This is a genomic window from Alkalibacterium sp. MB6, from assembly GCF_009935905.1.
GTDB lineage: Bacteria > Bacillota > Bacilli > Lactobacillales > Carnobacteriaceae_A > Alkalibacterium.
This window is the reverse complement of record NZ_PREX01000001.1, coordinates 67,043-81,119: the sequence shown is the minus strand read 5'-3', so window position 1 is coordinate 81,119 and position 14,077 is coordinate 67,043. Positions and strand designations below refer to the sequence as shown.

At 36.6% G+C, this 14,077-nt stretch carries 18 protein-coding genes and 1 tRNA gene; 7 read left to right on the top strand and 12 right to left on the bottom strand.

Annotated elements, in window-relative coordinates:
- Nucleotides 1-19 precede the first annotated feature (19 nt).
- The gene (locus C3945_RS00400; RefSeq protein ID WP_161877699.1) at nt 20-640 is read right to left on the bottom strand and encodes a hypothetical protein; all 621 of its coding nucleotides are present in this window, start codon (nt 638-640) and stop codon (nt 20-22) included.
- A gap of 412 nt (nt 641-1,052) precedes the next feature.
- Between C3945_RS00400 and C3945_RS00395 the strand changes: the two genes are divergently transcribed.
- On the top strand, nt 1,053-1,271 hold the full coding sequence (locus tag C3945_RS00395) for a hypothetical protein (RefSeq protein ID WP_161877698.1): 219 nt from the start codon (nt 1,053-1,055) through the stop codon (nt 1,269-1,271).
- A gap of 130 nt (nt 1,272-1,401) precedes the next feature.
- On the opposite strand, the gene C3945_RS00390 is transcribed toward C3945_RS00395, so the two are convergent.
- The 9 genes from C3945_RS00390 to C3945_RS12085 form a co-directional block, all read right to left on the bottom strand.
- Complete coding sequence (locus C3945_RS00390; protein ID WP_161877697.1) at nt 1,402-2,163, bottom strand: CHAP domain-containing protein; 762 nt, start codon at nt 2,161-2,163, stop codon at nt 1,402-1,404.
- Nucleotides 2,135-2,380, bottom strand: coding sequence for a phage holin (locus C3945_RS00385; RefSeq protein WP_237585426.1), 246 nt, complete (start codon nt 2,378-2,380; stop codon nt 2,135-2,137). Before C3945_RS00385 ends, C3945_RS00390 begins: the two co-directional genes overlap by 29 nt.
- A gap of 21 nt (nt 2,381-2,401) precedes the next feature.
- The gene (locus C3945_RS00380; RefSeq protein ID WP_161877696.1) at nt 2,402-2,629 is read right to left on the bottom strand and encodes a hypothetical protein; all 228 of its coding nucleotides are present in this window, start codon (nt 2,627-2,629) and stop codon (nt 2,402-2,404) included.
- A gap of 93 nt (nt 2,630-2,722) precedes the next feature.
- Nucleotides 2,723-2,959, bottom strand: a complete 237-nt coding sequence (locus tag C3945_RS00375) for a DUF2922 domain-containing protein (protein WP_161877695.1) — start codon at nt 2,957-2,959, stop codon at nt 2,723-2,725.
- A 14-nt stretch (nt 2,960-2,973) separates the two neighbouring features.
- Nucleotides 2,974-3,171: a hypothetical protein gene (locus C3945_RS00370; protein WP_161877694.1), complete on the bottom strand. Its 198-nt coding sequence runs from the start codon at nt 3,169-3,171 to the stop codon at nt 2,974-2,976.
- Nucleotides 3,172-3,231: 60 nt separating this feature from the next.
- On the bottom strand, nt 3,232-3,792 hold the full coding sequence (locus C3945_RS00365; RefSeq protein ID WP_161877693.1) for a sigma-70 family RNA polymerase sigma factor: 561 nt from the start codon (nt 3,790-3,792) through the stop codon (nt 3,232-3,234).
- A 142-nt stretch (nt 3,793-3,934) separates the two neighbouring features.
- Nucleotides 3,935-4,888: a DnaD domain protein gene (locus tag C3945_RS00360; protein WP_161877692.1), complete on the bottom strand. Its 954-nt coding sequence runs from the start codon at nt 4,886-4,888 to the stop codon at nt 3,935-3,937.
- A 133-nt stretch (nt 4,889-5,021) separates the two neighbouring features.
- Entirely contained in the window at nt 5,022-5,321 is a 300-nt protein-coding gene (locus C3945_RS00355) for a helix-turn-helix domain-containing protein (protein ID WP_161877691.1), read from the bottom strand.
- Complete coding sequence (locus C3945_RS12085; protein ID WP_337249264.1) at nt 5,314-5,445, bottom strand: hypothetical protein; 132 nt, start codon at nt 5,443-5,445, stop codon at nt 5,314-5,316. The genes C3945_RS00355 and C3945_RS12085 overlap by 8 nt, the downstream gene beginning before the upstream one ends.
- A 346-nt stretch (nt 5,446-5,791) precedes the next feature.
- Between C3945_RS12085 and C3945_RS00345 the strand changes: the two genes are divergently transcribed.
- Nucleotides 5,792-6,370: a helix-turn-helix domain-containing protein gene (locus C3945_RS00345; RefSeq protein ID WP_161877689.1), complete on the top strand. Its 579-nt coding sequence runs from the start codon at nt 5,792-5,794 to the stop codon at nt 6,368-6,370.
- Nucleotides 6,371-6,420: 50 nt separating this feature from the next.
- Nucleotides 6,421-7,575 carry a tyrosine-type recombinase/integrase gene (locus tag C3945_RS00340; protein ID WP_161877688.1) on the top strand — a complete coding sequence of 385 codons (1,155 nt, stop codon included), beginning with the start codon at nt 6,421-6,423 and terminating at the stop codon, nt 7,573-7,575.
- Between the two features lie 196 nt (nt 7,576-7,771).
- Here the strand turns inward: C3945_RS00340 and C3945_RS00335 are convergent.
- Nucleotides 7,772-7,844: transfer RNA gene (locus C3945_RS00335), tRNA-Ala, on the bottom strand.
- A 195-nt stretch (nt 7,845-8,039) separates the two neighbouring features.
- Here C3945_RS00335 and C3945_RS00330 point away from each other — a divergent pair.
- Nucleotides 8,040-8,507: a Dps family protein gene (locus tag C3945_RS00330; RefSeq protein WP_161877687.1), complete on the top strand. Its 468-nt coding sequence runs from the start codon at nt 8,040-8,042 to the stop codon at nt 8,505-8,507.
- Nucleotides 8,508-8,852: 345 nt separating this feature from the next.
- Entirely contained in the window at nt 8,853-10,715 is a 1,863-nt protein-coding gene (locus tag C3945_RS00325) for a heavy metal translocating P-type ATPase (RefSeq protein ID WP_161877686.1), read from the top strand.
- Nucleotides 10,716-10,805: 90 nt separating this feature from the next.
- Here C3945_RS00325 and def read toward each other — a convergent pair whose 3' ends face one another.
- Entirely contained in the window at nt 10,806-11,384 is a 579-nt protein-coding gene (gene def, locus C3945_RS00320; RefSeq protein WP_161877685.1) for a peptide deformylase, read from the bottom strand.
- Nucleotides 11,385-11,881: 497 nt separating this feature from the next.
- Between def and pdhA the strand changes: the two genes are divergently transcribed.
- Both pdhA and C3945_RS00310 read left to right on the top strand, forming a co-directional pair.
- Complete coding sequence (pdhA, locus tag C3945_RS00315; RefSeq protein WP_161877684.1) at nt 11,882-12,988, top strand: pyruvate dehydrogenase (acetyl-transferring) E1 component subunit alpha; 1,107 nt, start codon at nt 11,882-11,884, stop codon at nt 12,986-12,988.
- Between the two features lie 2 nt (nt 12,989-12,990).
- On the top strand, nt 12,991-13,968 hold the full coding sequence (locus C3945_RS00310; RefSeq protein ID WP_161877683.1) for an alpha-ketoacid dehydrogenase subunit beta: 978 nt from the start codon (nt 12,991-12,993) through the stop codon (nt 13,966-13,968).
- The last annotated feature ends 109 nt before the right edge of the window (nt 13,969-14,077 follow it).

Here is a 14,077-nt window from a genome sequence, read left to right as displayed (position 1 = left end):
ACTTTTTTAGAGGTTAATATTAACCTAATAATTGAATTTTTTTAATGGTTTCACTTTTACGTTTACGTAATATATTTTGAACGTCATCTACTTCATTATTCATGTCTTCGAGCATGGCAATATTTCTACGGATGGTATCGCGAGTATTCCAATCAGAAAAAATATTATCGAAGAAAATATCAAATGCACGCGACATTTGGCTTAATTCTTCATAAGCGAGAGATGTCTCTAAATCAACATCTTTTAACTCTTTTTGATAACGCTCCAAAGCACGTTCTAAATAAGCCAACTCTTTTTCTGCTTTATCGATTTTGTCATATTTCATCAAGTCAATAAAAAAGCTATCCGTAAACATATCCCAAGTAGCCATTGAGTTCGCGGAATCTAATTCTTTTAAAACACCGTTAATTTCATCAAGAACTCGTTCACCAGCTTCAATCGCTTCATTGATTTCTTTTTCTTCTTGCTCTAACTCAAGCTTTTCTTTCTCTTGCTTCGTCACTTGTTCTCTGAAAGACGGATTCGATTGCATTAAGTCTTCACGTAATAGGTTTAACTCTTCCTCACGACGAAAAACTTCTTCATCCAGTATATCAAGCAGCTCATGTGTAGACTCTAATAGAGTCGCAGCTCTATCCAATTCAACTTTTGAGTTCGATATCCAATTGTTCGTACTTTTGTAGCATATGATCCCTCCAATAATTTTTATCCGTTTTTATGTATACTTTATTATCTCACAGGAAGCGCTTTTTTACATCAGCCTAAGACCTGAATAATTCATAGTTTTACTAATATTGTTTTTAAACATTGATTTAATAGTATTTAAAGCAACCTACTTCATCACCCATTAGGTGATGAAGCAAAAGAATATAAAGACTATAAAATCAGCATTAACTAACATTTTTAGAAAAACTATGAATTATTCAGGCTATATAATCAATTCTGAAAATTCCATAGCTTTAATTAGTTTAGAAACATAGTCGATTCATAATGACATACGGAATTGACTAAACGAACGCACGTTCTTATAATTAGTATGAGGAGGGATTATTATGATTGATAAAAATAGAAATTATATTTTAAATCCATGGTATACAAGCGGGAAAGTAGACGGTCAGTATTTAACTTTTTCTATTGATCCATTTTCTTATGAAGAAGAAACGGACTTTATAATGTTAATTGAAAGAAAAAGCAAAGACTTGTATGAAGCAAAGTATATTAATAACAAATTTTATAATATAAGTAAAATGCGATATAAATCTCAAATTTAAGTATTAAGTAACCCACCCCCTTCATTTCCATCTACATTGTTTCACCTGCGTTGCCGGCTGCATCCGCTTTGCGGATTACGCTCGACGCAGTTGAACCACTTCCAATTCCAATGAAGGGGGTGGGGTTAAATTAATTGATTAACTTATTCACTAAATTTTGAATAATTTGATAGTCATATCCTGCATCCGCAAGACGTTGTTTACGAACTTGGCCATTTCCCCATTTGGAAGTATTGATTACCTCCTTCGCAATAGCTTCATTTGATTTAGTGCCTTGTTGCCTTGTATTGAGTATTCGATTAACTTCTCTTTGAACTAGTTCAGCATTGTAGCCTGCTTCTGATAGTTTAAAGGTTCGATCATTTCCATTACCCCACTTTTGATTAATGACTTCGTGAGCGAGGTCATTAATTGTCTTCTTCGTACCACCACTCGAGGGATAGTTTGGTCTCGCATAGCCAGCAATACGCCAATGGTTATAAGCATAAGTTCTTCTCGCTACACTTTTGGATGTGTTTCCTTCAATGGTAGTTACTTGGTTCCCATTTACTTGTTCAACTATTCCAATATGATCTCCCCAGCCATCCTTCTGCCAGTCAAAGACTATTATGTCACCAGGCTTAGGCTTTACTAACCCCAACCATATGGCTTTATCTTTAAAAATTCTGATAAAACGCTGCACACCGCATTCACGACCAAAATAAGTGGATGCACCAGATAAGTCTCCTATAACAGTTAAAAATATTGCACACCATTCATCTGTCAATTTCGCCTTATAGCCAACCGGCAAAGGTCGTATAGCATTATACTTGTCTATTATCTCTTTATGCTTGTAATCACCTTCTTTAGCCCCGATATAGGACCTAGCGTGATTTAATATATTTTGTTGCATTATTAGTACCTCCAGTTGTTTTATATTTCAAGTTATATTTGAAAGATGATAATTGTAAAAGTGAGCCTAAAAAGACGTTTATAAGGTTAATAGAAGTAACCATAGTAGCTGTTCCTTCCCAACCGTATAAGTCTCCTAGGCCGCTAATTAACACCGCAAAAGAGGGGATAAAGATTAACACAACCCATTTACCAATATCATAGAAATGATTCTTCATTTTAATTAATTCATTCCTTTCTCAGGCCTCTGCTAGTTCAAATTCAACTACTCTAAGACGTTGATCAATACCAATATAGTTTTGGGTGGTTTCTGCCCAGACTTCTTTGGTAGTGGCCATATCTTTTTGTAATTGATCTAGGCGGTTAACCAGTGACTGTATTGTTGTAATTAATTTGATTATCTTGCTAGTCAAAGTAATTACAGCCAGTAAACCACTAGCTAATGCTCCTAATTCAATAATAGGCATGAAGGACAACTCCTTTCTTAAAAAATATAAAAAGAAAAGCCCCCGCTAATAAGCGAGGGCCCGACTCACTCAAGAGTCTAACTTAATAAATTATTATGCTTCTTCGTTTTCAAAAAGAACTTCAATCTCAGTACGTACGTAACGGGCATTTTTAGCCTTTACGTAAGGATCAATACCATCCTCATCAAAGATATCACTATTTACGATAGTCTCCATGACAGGCAAAATCTCAACTTGTGTAAGACCAAGTACTGGACGACGAATAGATAGTTTTTTGCTTTTACCAGATGAATTTTCAAAAGTTAATTCTAGATTTGTTGTATCATTCATTTAAGTTATCCCCCTTAACCAATGTTATATGTTTGTGTCAATTTTGTTGATTCTAAATCCCCATCGATAATTTCCTTAAGGGCGTCGCCTACAGATAGAATAACTGCTGCATCAGCATCTTCTTTTAGATCTCCTAAAGAAAATCGATAAGTCTCTTCTGTCATTGGATCAACAGAGGTAAATTGAACTCTTGCGCCTTCAAATTCTTTCATTTGTATTCCTCCTTAATTTTAAGTAATAGCTATTACACACCTAAAAACGATTGATAACTCTTACACGTCATCTTGTTTCATTAAGGTATATTTTAAATCTGATAGTTTTTTTTGAATTGATTTTTTTCTCTTAGCGATAGTAACTCGATGAACATTAAGTAAATCTGCTAATTCTTGATTATTATAATTACTTTCTGTGAGATACAGAAAAATCATGTATTCTTGATCTGTAAGCCTTGACTTAGCTTGACTAATGAACTCCTTAATAATATGGTTTTGTTCTATTACGTTAGTATTTTCAGCTTTACTATCTATTATTATAGCTAACTTGCTATCATCGATTGGGTTGCTAAAGTTGTAAGATTTAGGCTTCAGAATATCAATTCCACGCCAGTATAGTCCTTTCTGTGCATAGGCTGTAAACCTGTATCTATCAGCTTCAATGTTTAAGGGGTCTCCGTCAAAAGAGCGATAGAGCTGAATCAACTTGATTTGGAACTCCTGATAAAAGTCATCATATAGCATATGAGTTTCTGATATATTTAATCGATGCATAGTTTTATGAATAAGTGGTGTAAATTTTTTTATTAATTTACTTGCGTTAACAGAAGCCTGATCCATTCTCCCACCTCTTTCAATATATAAGTTAATTATATAGTCCTGTTGAAATAGGTAAAGGCCAATCGGTTGAGCATTATTTGAGTCTTAAGTACATCCATCGTTCTGATTAGTCCACTGATACAACTAATATAAAAAGCTTTAATTAATCATTCCATTGATAATGTCTATCCAAGGTTACGACATCCTTTAGACTGCTAACTTTTTCTTTTCTCCAGTTACTTAGAATAGATGCTGCGTAGAGTAAGGGGTTATTTGCTTTTAATGACCTCTGGAGAGCTTCTAGTACCAGAGACGTGGGCATATTCTTTTTCCATTGATTCAATTGATTTTCAATAATTGGATTAATCTCTCCGATTAACTGACTATAATAAATTGATAAAATATTATCTGGAGTGACGGTCTCGCTAAATGTTGGCTGACATTCTCTGATAAAGTCGATATATCGTTCTTGTAGAGCTATTTCGTTTGAATCAACATCCTGTATACGATTCGTAGCCCCTGATTCTTCATTGTCATTGTCATTGTGATTTACATTGTTACTATAAATATAAATATCATTTTCTTTTTCATTTTTTATTTCATTTTCTTTTTCCTTTTCAATATCATTTATACTTTCATTGTCATTTTGAGGTTTCATTAATCCACGGTTTATCAATTCATTTTCAAAAAGTTGTTTTATTGTTTTATCAAAGCTTCTCTTTGATAATTCCCAAAAGGACTTCATTTCCTCGTAAGTGGATGCAATAAGCGAGCTGTCCTTAATATGAGCTAGTTCCCGCTCTAATAAATCACTGACAGGCTTACCACCCTTTAATATTGTGTACTGTAAGCTTTGCAATACAGTAACCTCTTGCGTATCTTCGCTGTATATAATCTTTCCATAATTTTTACTAAATCGATCAATTAATACTTGAATGACATCACTAGTAAAACCTGTCTCAAAACTTATTACCTTTTTGGGTAGGGAATAGATACCTACTTGGGTAGTTTTGCCATTAGTCATTAAATAAAGGCTAAAGTACTTATCTTCCACAGAATAATTATCAATTACGCTCATATCCGTCCAAAAAGTTGTATCTACTATACGTTTAACCATAATATCCTCCTATAGTTCAATCGAATTTTTCCCATGCAAAAACAAGCCTTTTAATCTCCTAGCTGTCGGGCTATCTATATAGGTATATAAGAAGATTAAAAGGCATCGCTTACAATATTTTCTAATATTAATCCTAAGGTTTACTATTTTCTATGAAGTTCATTAATTCGGAATATCTGTAGTACACGCGGTTGTCAATTCGTATTTCTTTCAAGCCACGATCAACCCAATTTTTTAAACGCCTGCGACCAATACCTAATAACTCAAATACTTCTTTTTGCTGAAGAATCTCATTATTGGGATTCGTGTGGGCAGTTAATAGTTTTCGTTCAAGTTGACTTAGCTTTTCATTAATTGTTTGCTCGTATTGTTCTATCTTTGTATCTATGATTAGATCCATTACACTGTTCAAGTTGGTATGTATATTAGTCATTTTCAAATACCCCTTTATTATTTATATTTGGAAAAAATATAGCAATAATATCTTCGTGGGTTAGCTCTAATGCTTCAGCAATACTCGCTGAACAGTAGTGGCTAGGAGTCGTTCGTCCAGACATGATATTTCTTATAGTGTTTCTCGAGACATTTACATTCTGTGCTAGTCTATTATAATTGTATTCACTTTGGCGGAAACGTTTCAACAATAATTCATAATCAATAATGTACAATTTTATAATCCTCGCTATCAAAAAATATATTTTTAGAAAATAAATAGGCCTTATTTATGATTCTTAGATTAAGATACAATACTCCTATGTGAATGTAAACACAGTTTTGCATAATGTGCAAAAGATTGTGCATTTATGTTGCAAAAGATGCAACAGTAAATTATAATACAATTAATTAATAGATAATTTCTATTGGTTTATTAAGATTTCAGAAGAATCTGGAGGCTAAAAGTAAATGAATGGTAATCGGTTAAGAGATTTACGTATAGATAGAGCCTTGTCTCTCAGTGAGTTAGGCGACAAGGTGGATAAATCAGCATCGACTATATCACGTTACGAAAATAATAGTGTCGCTAAATGGGACCCTGATTTAATCATCAAGATAGCCAGAGCATTAGATACTTCAGCAGCATACTTAATGGGGATGACAGATGATCCAAACTTCATTTTCGATGTCGATATAAAAGACTTTGCTAATAAGAATTATAACGAGCAAAATGATGCAACTGGAGATCCAGAATTAAATATTTTTATTTCTGATGATGAAATGAGTCCAGAAATACCGTACGGAGCGTTTGTCAAAATTAGACAAATGGAGCCAGGTGAGAAGATTCAAATAAGTAGCTTTTACTATATTGAATTTGATGGCAAAAAGTGTTTTAGAATGGCCATTGAAGATAATGACGATGGCATAGGCTTTTTGCCTAATGATATGAGTGAGCGGAAAATTGCATACGATCCTTATTATGTAAATATTATTGGTAAAGCAGTGTCTATGAAAGTATTTTTTGAAGATGATATCGAATACGTTTAAACAATTATGTTAATCCTATTAAGCTGTCGGGCTATAGGAGGAAATAACAAATGAAATTTGAGAAGTATGAGACAAAGAGCGGAATAACAAAATGGCGTTTTTACCATTACTTTGGAGTGGATGCATCCACTGGCAAAGCTGATGAGATTGAAAGACGAGGATTTGCTACAAAAGCCGATGCTAGAAATGCGTTATTAGAACTAATTAAAGAGTATGAAAAGAATAGTAAAATCACCAAAGCCAATAAAGACAAATATAGATTTAGTGAAGTAGCTAATTACTGGATCATCCATTATGAGAAGCAGGTAAAGGTAACAACTTTTACAACGACAAAAAGTTTTCTGCGTAATCACATTTTCCCTATATTCAAAGACATCTATATTGATCAAATCGATATTAGAATATGTCAGGAAGCTACGAACTTATGGTATAGCACATATTCAGAAGCTGCTCTATTGGTGAGTATAGTCAATCGCATATTTAAATTCGCAATTAATCAAGGTTATGTCACTGATAACCCGATGTCTAAAGTGATCCGTCCAAAGAATACTCATAAACAAAATTACGATGCACCATTTTTTGAAAAAAATGAGTTACTCACATTTTTGAAAGCTGTAAAAGAAGATGAATCATTAAAAGCATATACAATGTTTCATCTACTGGCATTTACGGGTATAAGGCGCGGGGAATTATTTGGTTTACAGTGGAGGGATATTAATTTTGATAAGATGACACTGTCAGTAGAACGAACTCTCATCTACAATCAACAGATTAAGCAATTTCAATTTTCTACTCCTAAAACTAAAAATAGTACTCGTCAAATAGGAGTAGACAAAAACACTATTCAAATATTACTGCAGTGGAAAAATTATCAACGTGAGTTTTTGATAGGACGAGGTCATAATGTAAATTCACCAGATCAATTAATTTTCACTTCAGAGAATAATCATTTTATGACAGATGCCTATTTAAGAAGAATTATCAAAAGAGTGACATCTAATCACAAATTACCACACATCACTGTACACGGGTTTCGTCATACCCACTGCTCCTTATTGTTTGAAGCTGGTGTTGAAATGAACAGTGTAAAAGAGCGTTTAGGTCACAGTAATATCAAAACGACTATGGATATATACGCTCATGTAACTAAGGCTGAGCGAGATAAGACTGCAGATATATTTAATAGCTTTATGCTGAGTATGTAACCATCCAGGAATCAATCAATGTCTACAAAAAATGGGAAACGAGATGCAAAAATCAGCATCTCAATTCCCATTTCTAGACTAATACTCCAACCTCTACTCGAACCTACCAATTTTATGGTGCTTTTAACTGGAAAAAGAAGTAGTCAAACAAAAAAGGAACGCCCACAAACGGCGTCCCTTCAATGTTAACTATGTATGGAGATAATCGGGCTCGAACCGATGACCTCTTCACTGCCAGCGAAGCGCTCTCCCAACTGAGCTATACCCCCGTTAAATCTCTTTTACTATTATGTCTCATTTATAACGTTTTGTCCAGTCTCTTTTTTATAAATATTAAAAAGTGAATACTTCAATTATCCCGATGCAAATGTCTTGCTTTATAAATCGCTTAGTTTATAATGATTATAAAGAAGAAATAATCGTTGTACTTTAAAGGTATGACTATACGCTAAGGAGGAAGAAATATGTTCAGTACAGAAGTAAAAGACTATTTGAACAAATTAGTGGCTACTCAGGGGTTACTTTATACGCGTCTTCACCAATTCCACTGGTATGTGAAGGGACCGCATTTCTTTGCTTTGCATGAGCAATTTGAAGAGTTGTATGACAAAGTGACAGAAGACATGGATGAAGTAGCAGAGCGATTGTTAGCCATCGGTGGGGAACCGTATGCGACCTTAAGAGAATTCTTGGAGCATTCTGTTTTAGAGGAGCGAGTGGAAGATAAGAATTTGCCTCAAGATCAAATGGTTAGAGCATTGGTAGATGACTACAAAAAGCTACGTGATTCGTTAAGCGAAGGCATTCAGTTAACAGATGACCATAAAGATTTCGTGTCTAACGATATGCTGATTGCTATTCAAGGTGAAGTCGACAAGACGATTTGGATGTTCCAAGCTTATCTTGACAACGACCCACTAGAAGAAGCATAAGTAATGGCGAGCCAGGGGAAGAGATGGTTTCTTTCCTTGGTTTATTTATTGAAAAACCATGTGAAACGATTGACAAACTTATTTGGTTGCGTTAACATATAGCTGAAGATATCCTTACTTGACAATTCAATAGTTCTTAGGCAAATCCTATTTGAACGATTTGTTTGGAACTTTTTTAAATCTGAGCAAGCTGCGCCTCTATTTAATAGAAAACGCAGCCCGGTCACCGGTGGTGGCAGCAGACTAGTCCGTTAAGGCACATCTGTGAGACAGTAACGTCTGTCTCATAGTGTGTCTTTTTTAATACCTAAATAAAAAATAAACTAAGTGAAAGGATGATTCATCATGCTGTCTTACTTAAAAGAAAATAGAAACGGGCAGTTTTTAATGGTAGGAATAGCCATGACCGTATTAGGTTTTGTCTTAATACCTATCCATGATATAAGCAGCAGTCTGGCTTTTTATATTGCAATATTTTTTTTAGGTTTTTTCGCAGCTAAGCATGCGGTAGTGGATACCTTTCTTAAGAAAGCGTTGAACGTGGACTTACTTATGATTTTAGCTGCCTTAGGGGCTGTTGCCATTAACTACGAATCGGAAGGGGCAGTCCTGCTGCTGATTTTTGCAGGGGCAGAAGTACTGGAAGACTATGCGACAAACAAATCGACGAGCGCCATTTCAGAATTGATGTCACATATCCCTGAGACCGCTCATGTACTAAAAGCAAATGGGGAAGTCATTGAAGTGCAAACGAATGCCTTACAAATTGGGGACATGGTGGTTGTCTCAAAAGGTGAACATGTGCCCATCGACGGGTATGTCGATCGGAAAAGCAAGGTGAATGAAGCGGCATTGACTGGTGAGTCTGTACCAGTAGAAAAACAAGTAGGTGAAGAAGCATTTGCCGGAACAATCAATGAGGGAAATGTGTTTTATTTAACTGTAAACAAGTTAAGCAGTGACACCATCTTCTCCAACATTGTTCGGATGGTGGAAGAAGCCCAAACGAGACCGTCCAGTATTTCAAAATTTATCGACCGGATCGAGTCAACATACGTCTTAGGAGTTTTGATTACGGTTCCTCTTTTCATCATAATCCTGTATTCGGTTGTCCATTTATCCTTCCAAGAAGCTTTTTATCGAGGCATGGTCTTGCTAACAGTAGCCAGTCCGTGCGCCTTGGTGGCATCAGCGACTCCAGCTACTTTGAGTGCGATAAGTAACGGGGCTAAAAATGGAGTATTAGTTAAAGGTGGGGCAGCTATGGAAGCATTAAGCTCAATGGCTGTTCTTTACACTGACAAAACAGGGACACTCACTTTTGGCGAGTTTCAAGTCGTTGAGTATGAAGCAGATGAATATATACTCAAAGAAGTGGTTTACATGGAGCAGCAGTCCAGTCATCCCATCGCGGATACGATTGTCTCTTCTTTCAAAGAGTTAACTTTCGACACGGTTGACCTTACAGAAGCAGTAGAAGAAGTGCCGGGATCTGGATTGAAAAAAGGAAATATAACGGTAGGAAAACCATCTTTATTTAATGAGTATAAAGATCCGTATCTGTACCGAAAGAAAGCCAAAGAAGGTTATACCACTGTTTTAATTGGCAGGGATCAAACGATTGTTGGCTACTTGTCATTAGCTGATCAAGTGAGAGAAGAAGCGGCTGATGCGGTTGCTGGGTTTCAAAAACAAGGCATAAGCGTCATCTTATTAACGGGAGATAATGAATTGGTAGCGAAAAAAGTGGCAGAGGAAGTCCAAGTAGACAGCTTTGAAGCGAACTGCTTACCAGAGGATAAAATTAACGTTGTTTTAAAAAAACAAGCTGAAGGCAAAGTCGTTGGGATGATTGGTGACGGGATTAACGATGCGCCTGCTTTGGCCAATGCAGATATCGGTATTGGGATGGGGAGTGGCTCGTCCGTTGCCATGGAGTCGTCTGACGTCGTGATTGTTAAAAATGACTTATCTAAACTGCTCTATAGCTTTAATTTGAGTCAAAAGTTAAATACAATTATTCTTCAAAATGTCATCTTTTCAATCGCTGTTATTGTCGCTCTTATTATATTTAACCTCTTTGGACTACTCGGCTTACCTTTGGGCGTGGTGTTCCATGAAGGATCAACGATTTTAGTTATACTCAACGGCTTAAGGTTATTGCGCCAGGAGAAAAGGGATAAGCCAGAAGGAACAGTGACGCAATAATCTGTATCCGTTTAATTAAAAGCGTTATAAATAAAACAAAAGCCATGGGATGCGTATTGACGCACCTCATGGCTTTTGTTGCTTAATCAATTACTCTTCTTCAACTGCACCTAAGACATCAATGCCGTCAGGTAAGGCAAGTGGGTTGTCTTTATCGATGCGGTCATAAAACATGACGCCATTTAAGTGATCGATTTCGTGTTGAACAACGATAGCTGGAAATTCTCGAAGTCGTTCTTTATGTTTATTTCCATCTAGATCATAGTATTCCACCGTGATGCGTTTATGGCGAGGGACATAACCAGGAACGTCGCGGTCTACTGATAAGCATCCTTCCCCATCTGCCAAGCACGTTTGCTGAACAGAGTGACTGACGATTTTTGGGTTGATTAAAATTTTGCTAAATTCATCAGGATCATCCTCAGAATCCGTCGCTGGCAAATGAACGGCAACGAGCCTTTTGGAAACATCCACTTGAGGAGCCGCAATACCGACACCTGGGCGAAGCTCATATTTTTCTGCAATTTCTGGTGTTTGACTGTTTATTAAAAACTCCAACATGTCCTCTGCAAGTTCCTTCGTGTCATTATCTAGTGGAAACGTAATGGGCTCGGCTTGTTTTCTTAAAGTAGGGTGACCTTCCCTAATAATATCTTCCATTGTTATCATAAGATAACCTCCTAATTAAATGAAATATTCTGAACGTACTGTTCTATTTGTAATGCGTACATACAATAGAATACAGTAAGTAATAAACGTCTCTACTATTCTAACAGTTTTTCAATTAAATGAACACGATAAAACAGGGATAGAGGGAACAATCAGACCATGTTAGGTCATTCACATAAGAAAATCGTTATAAATGACACTGATACACTAGATTGAGAGCGCCCTCTTTTATATAACAGATAAAAAGCCTGTATCACTTCACTTACAATATAACAATATAAAATGAGCTTTCTCAGGTATAACAGAAACTAAGTTATCTTATTCACAAAAGGCGAAAACCTTTATATAACAGTAATTTATAAGGTTGTTACAGAACATTAACGCTTGCATTTTCCTTAGAAACATGATACCTTTAAAAAGGTATGAGGAAAAATGAAACAGCTAAAAATAACTGTTACATTTTAAAACTTAACACACAAGAGAGGAATGGGTTATCTATGGCAAAGCAACCAGTTGATTACGAAGCATTATTGAGTTCAATTGAAGCTTCGTTTCCGATGGTTCAAATTTTAGATAAAGACGGTAAAGTTGTCAATGAAGACATCATGCCAGATTTATCAGATGATGAATTAGTAGAATTGATGAGAAGAATGGTATGGTCGAGAGTTCTTCACGATCGTTCGATGGCATTAGCTCGTCAAGGGAGATTAGGATTCTACGCTCCAACAATGGGTCAGGAAGCATCACAATTAGCAAGTCATTTCGCATTTAAGAAACAAGACTGGCTATATCCAGGTTACCGTGATGTGCCTCAATTGATCCAACACGGTTTATCACTACCAAAAGCATTCTTATGGTCACGTGGTAACGTAGAAGGAAACAATTACCCAGAAGATCTACACGCTATCCCACCACAAATCATTATTGGTGCTCAGTATATCCAAGCTATGGGTAACGCTGTAGGACAAAAATTAGCTGGTAAAGAAGACGAGGTCACATTCACTTATACAGGTGACGGTGGGTCTTCTCAAGGTGACGTTTATGAAGGTATGAACTTTGCTGGACGTTACAAAGCACCAGTTGTCTTCTATATTCAAAACAACGGCTATGCGATTTCTACTCCTCGTGAGAAGCAATCAGCAGCTAACACATTAGCACAAAAAGCTGCAGCAGCAGGAATTCCAGGAATCCAAGTAGACGGTATGGATCCATTAGCAGTCTACGCTGTATCTAAACAAGCTCGTGATTGGGCAGCAGCAGGAAACGGTCCAGTATTAATCGAAACAATCACCTCTCGTTTCGGACCACACTCAACTTCAGGAGATGACCCAACACGTTACCGTGAACAAGAGTCATTTGATTACTGGGAGCAAAGAGATCCACTTATTCGTTTCCGTAACTTCCTAACAGAAAAAGGCCTATGGTCTGATGAAGTTGAAGAAGAATTAATCGAAAAAACTAAAGAAGAAGTGAAACAAGCTGCTAAAGAAGCAGATCAAGCTCCTAAGATGAAAATCTCTAACTTCCTAAGAAGTATGTACAATGAGCCTGGTCAAAACATCCTTGAGCAGATTGAGAAATACGAAGCAAAGGAGAATAATTAATCATGGCGAATCTGACAATGATTCAAGCAATCACAGAAGCTCTCGACCAAGAAATGGCTCGTGATGAAAAGGTCTTGGTTTTTGGTGAAGACGTAGGTAAAAACGGCGGTGTTTTCCGTGCTACTCAAGGTCTTTACGATAAATTTGGCGAAGAACGCGTCAATGATACTCCACTTGCAGAATCTGGTATCGGTGGTATGGCGTTTGGTTTAGCTGTCCAAGGTTTCCGTCCAATCATGGAAATCCAATTCTTCGGATTTGTATTCGAAGTTATGGACTCTATCGTTGGTCAAATTGCACGTCAACGTTACCGTATGGGCGGCAACTTGAACATGCCGGTTGTAGTTCGTTCACCATTTGGTGGTGGGGTTCACACACCTGAAATGCACGCGGACAGTTTAGAAGGATTAATGGCTCAGTCTCCAGGACTTAAAGTTGTTATCCCATCTAACCCGTACGATGCTAAAGGGTTAATGACTTCAGCTATTCGTGACGAAGACCCTGTTGTCTTCTTAGAGCACATGAAACTTTACCGTTCATTCCGTGACGAAGTACCTGAAGAGCAGTACACTGTTCCTATTGGAAAAGCAAATGTTGCTAAAGAAGGTTCGGACGTAACGGTTGTGGCTTACGGTTACATGGTAAGAGAAGCTCTTAAAGCAGCTGAACAATTAGAAAAAGACAATGTATCTGTTGAAGTGATCGACTTACGTACAGTTTCTCCAATCGACTATGAAACAGTTGTTGCATCAGTTGAGAAAACAGGTCGTATGGTTATGGTCCAAGAAGCACAACGTCAAGCTGGTGTTGGAAACACTGTTATTTCTGAAGTATCTCAACGCGCTATCCTTTCCTTGGAAGCACCTGTTGAATTCGTTACTTCACCTGACACGGTTTATCCATTCGGTCAAGTTGAAAACCTATGGTTACCAAGCGCAGCAGACATTACTGAAGCAATTAACAAAGTAGTTGAATTTTAATCGTCAATAATCAATGATAAAAGGACCGCACTTTCTCATAAAGATAGAAGAGGAAGTGTGTTCTTATTGATTAATGAGTGATTTAAACTTAATTAAAGAAGGGAAGACT

What these genes read in the sequence shown, in the direction of transcription:
- C3945_RS00395 (WP_161877698.1), top strand. Translation starts at nt 1,053, where the DNA reads ATGATTGATAAAAATAGAAATTATATTTTAAATCCATGGTATACAAGC.
- C3945_RS00390 (WP_161877697.1), bottom strand. Translation starts at nt 2,163, where the DNA reads ATGCAACAAAATATATTAAATCACGCTAGGTCCTATATCGGGGCTAAA.
- C3945_RS00385 (WP_237585426.1), bottom strand. Translation starts at nt 2,380, where the DNA reads ATGAAGAATCATTTCTATGATATTGGTAAATGGGTTGTGTTAATCTTT.
- C3945_RS00380 (WP_161877696.1), bottom strand. Translation starts at nt 2,629, where the DNA reads ATGCCTATTATTGAATTAGGAGCATTAGCTAGTGGTTTACTGGCTGTA.
- C3945_RS00375 (WP_161877695.1), bottom strand. Translation starts at nt 2,959, where the DNA reads ATGAATGATACAACAAATCTAGAATTAACTTTTGAAAATTCATCTGGT.
- C3945_RS00370 (WP_161877694.1), bottom strand. Translation starts at nt 3,171, where the DNA reads ATGAAAGAATTTGAAGGCGCAAGAGTTCAATTTACCTCTGTTGATCCA.
- C3945_RS00365 (WP_161877693.1), bottom strand. Translation starts at nt 3,792, where the DNA reads ATGGATCAGGCTTCTGTTAACGCAAGTAAATTAATAAAAAAATTTACA.
- C3945_RS00360 (WP_161877692.1), bottom strand. Translation starts at nt 4,888, where the DNA reads ATGGTTAAACGTATAGTAGATACAACTTTTTGGACGGATATGAGCGTA.
- C3945_RS00355 (WP_161877691.1), bottom strand. Translation starts at nt 5,321, where the DNA reads ATGACTAATATACATACCAACTTGAACAGTGTAATGGATCTAATCATA.
- C3945_RS12085 (WP_337249264.1), bottom strand. Translation starts at nt 5,445, where the DNA reads ATGTCTGGACGAACGACTCCTAGCCACTACTGTTCAGCGAGTATTGCT.
- C3945_RS00345 (WP_161877689.1), top strand. Translation starts at nt 5,792, where the DNA reads ATGAATGGTAATCGGTTAAGAGATTTACGTATAGATAGAGCCTTGTCT.
- C3945_RS00340 (WP_161877688.1), top strand. Translation starts at nt 6,421, where the DNA reads ATGAAATTTGAGAAGTATGAGACAAAGAGCGGAATAACAAAATGGCGT.
- C3945_RS00330 (WP_161877687.1), top strand. Translation starts at nt 8,040, where the DNA reads ATGTTCAGTACAGAAGTAAAAGACTATTTGAACAAATTAGTGGCTACT.
- C3945_RS00325 (WP_161877686.1), top strand. Translation starts at nt 8,853, where the DNA reads ATGCTGTCTTACTTAAAAGAAAATAGAAACGGGCAGTTTTTAATGGTA.
- def (WP_161877685.1), bottom strand. Translation starts at nt 11,384, where the DNA reads ATGATAACAATGGAAGATATTATTAGGGAAGGTCACCCTACTTTAAGA.
- pdhA (WP_161877684.1), top strand. Translation starts at nt 11,882, where the DNA reads ATGGCAAAGCAACCAGTTGATTACGAAGCATTATTGAGTTCAATTGAA.
- C3945_RS00310 (WP_161877683.1), top strand. Translation starts at nt 12,991, where the DNA reads ATGGCGAATCTGACAATGATTCAAGCAATCACAGAAGCTCTCGACCAA.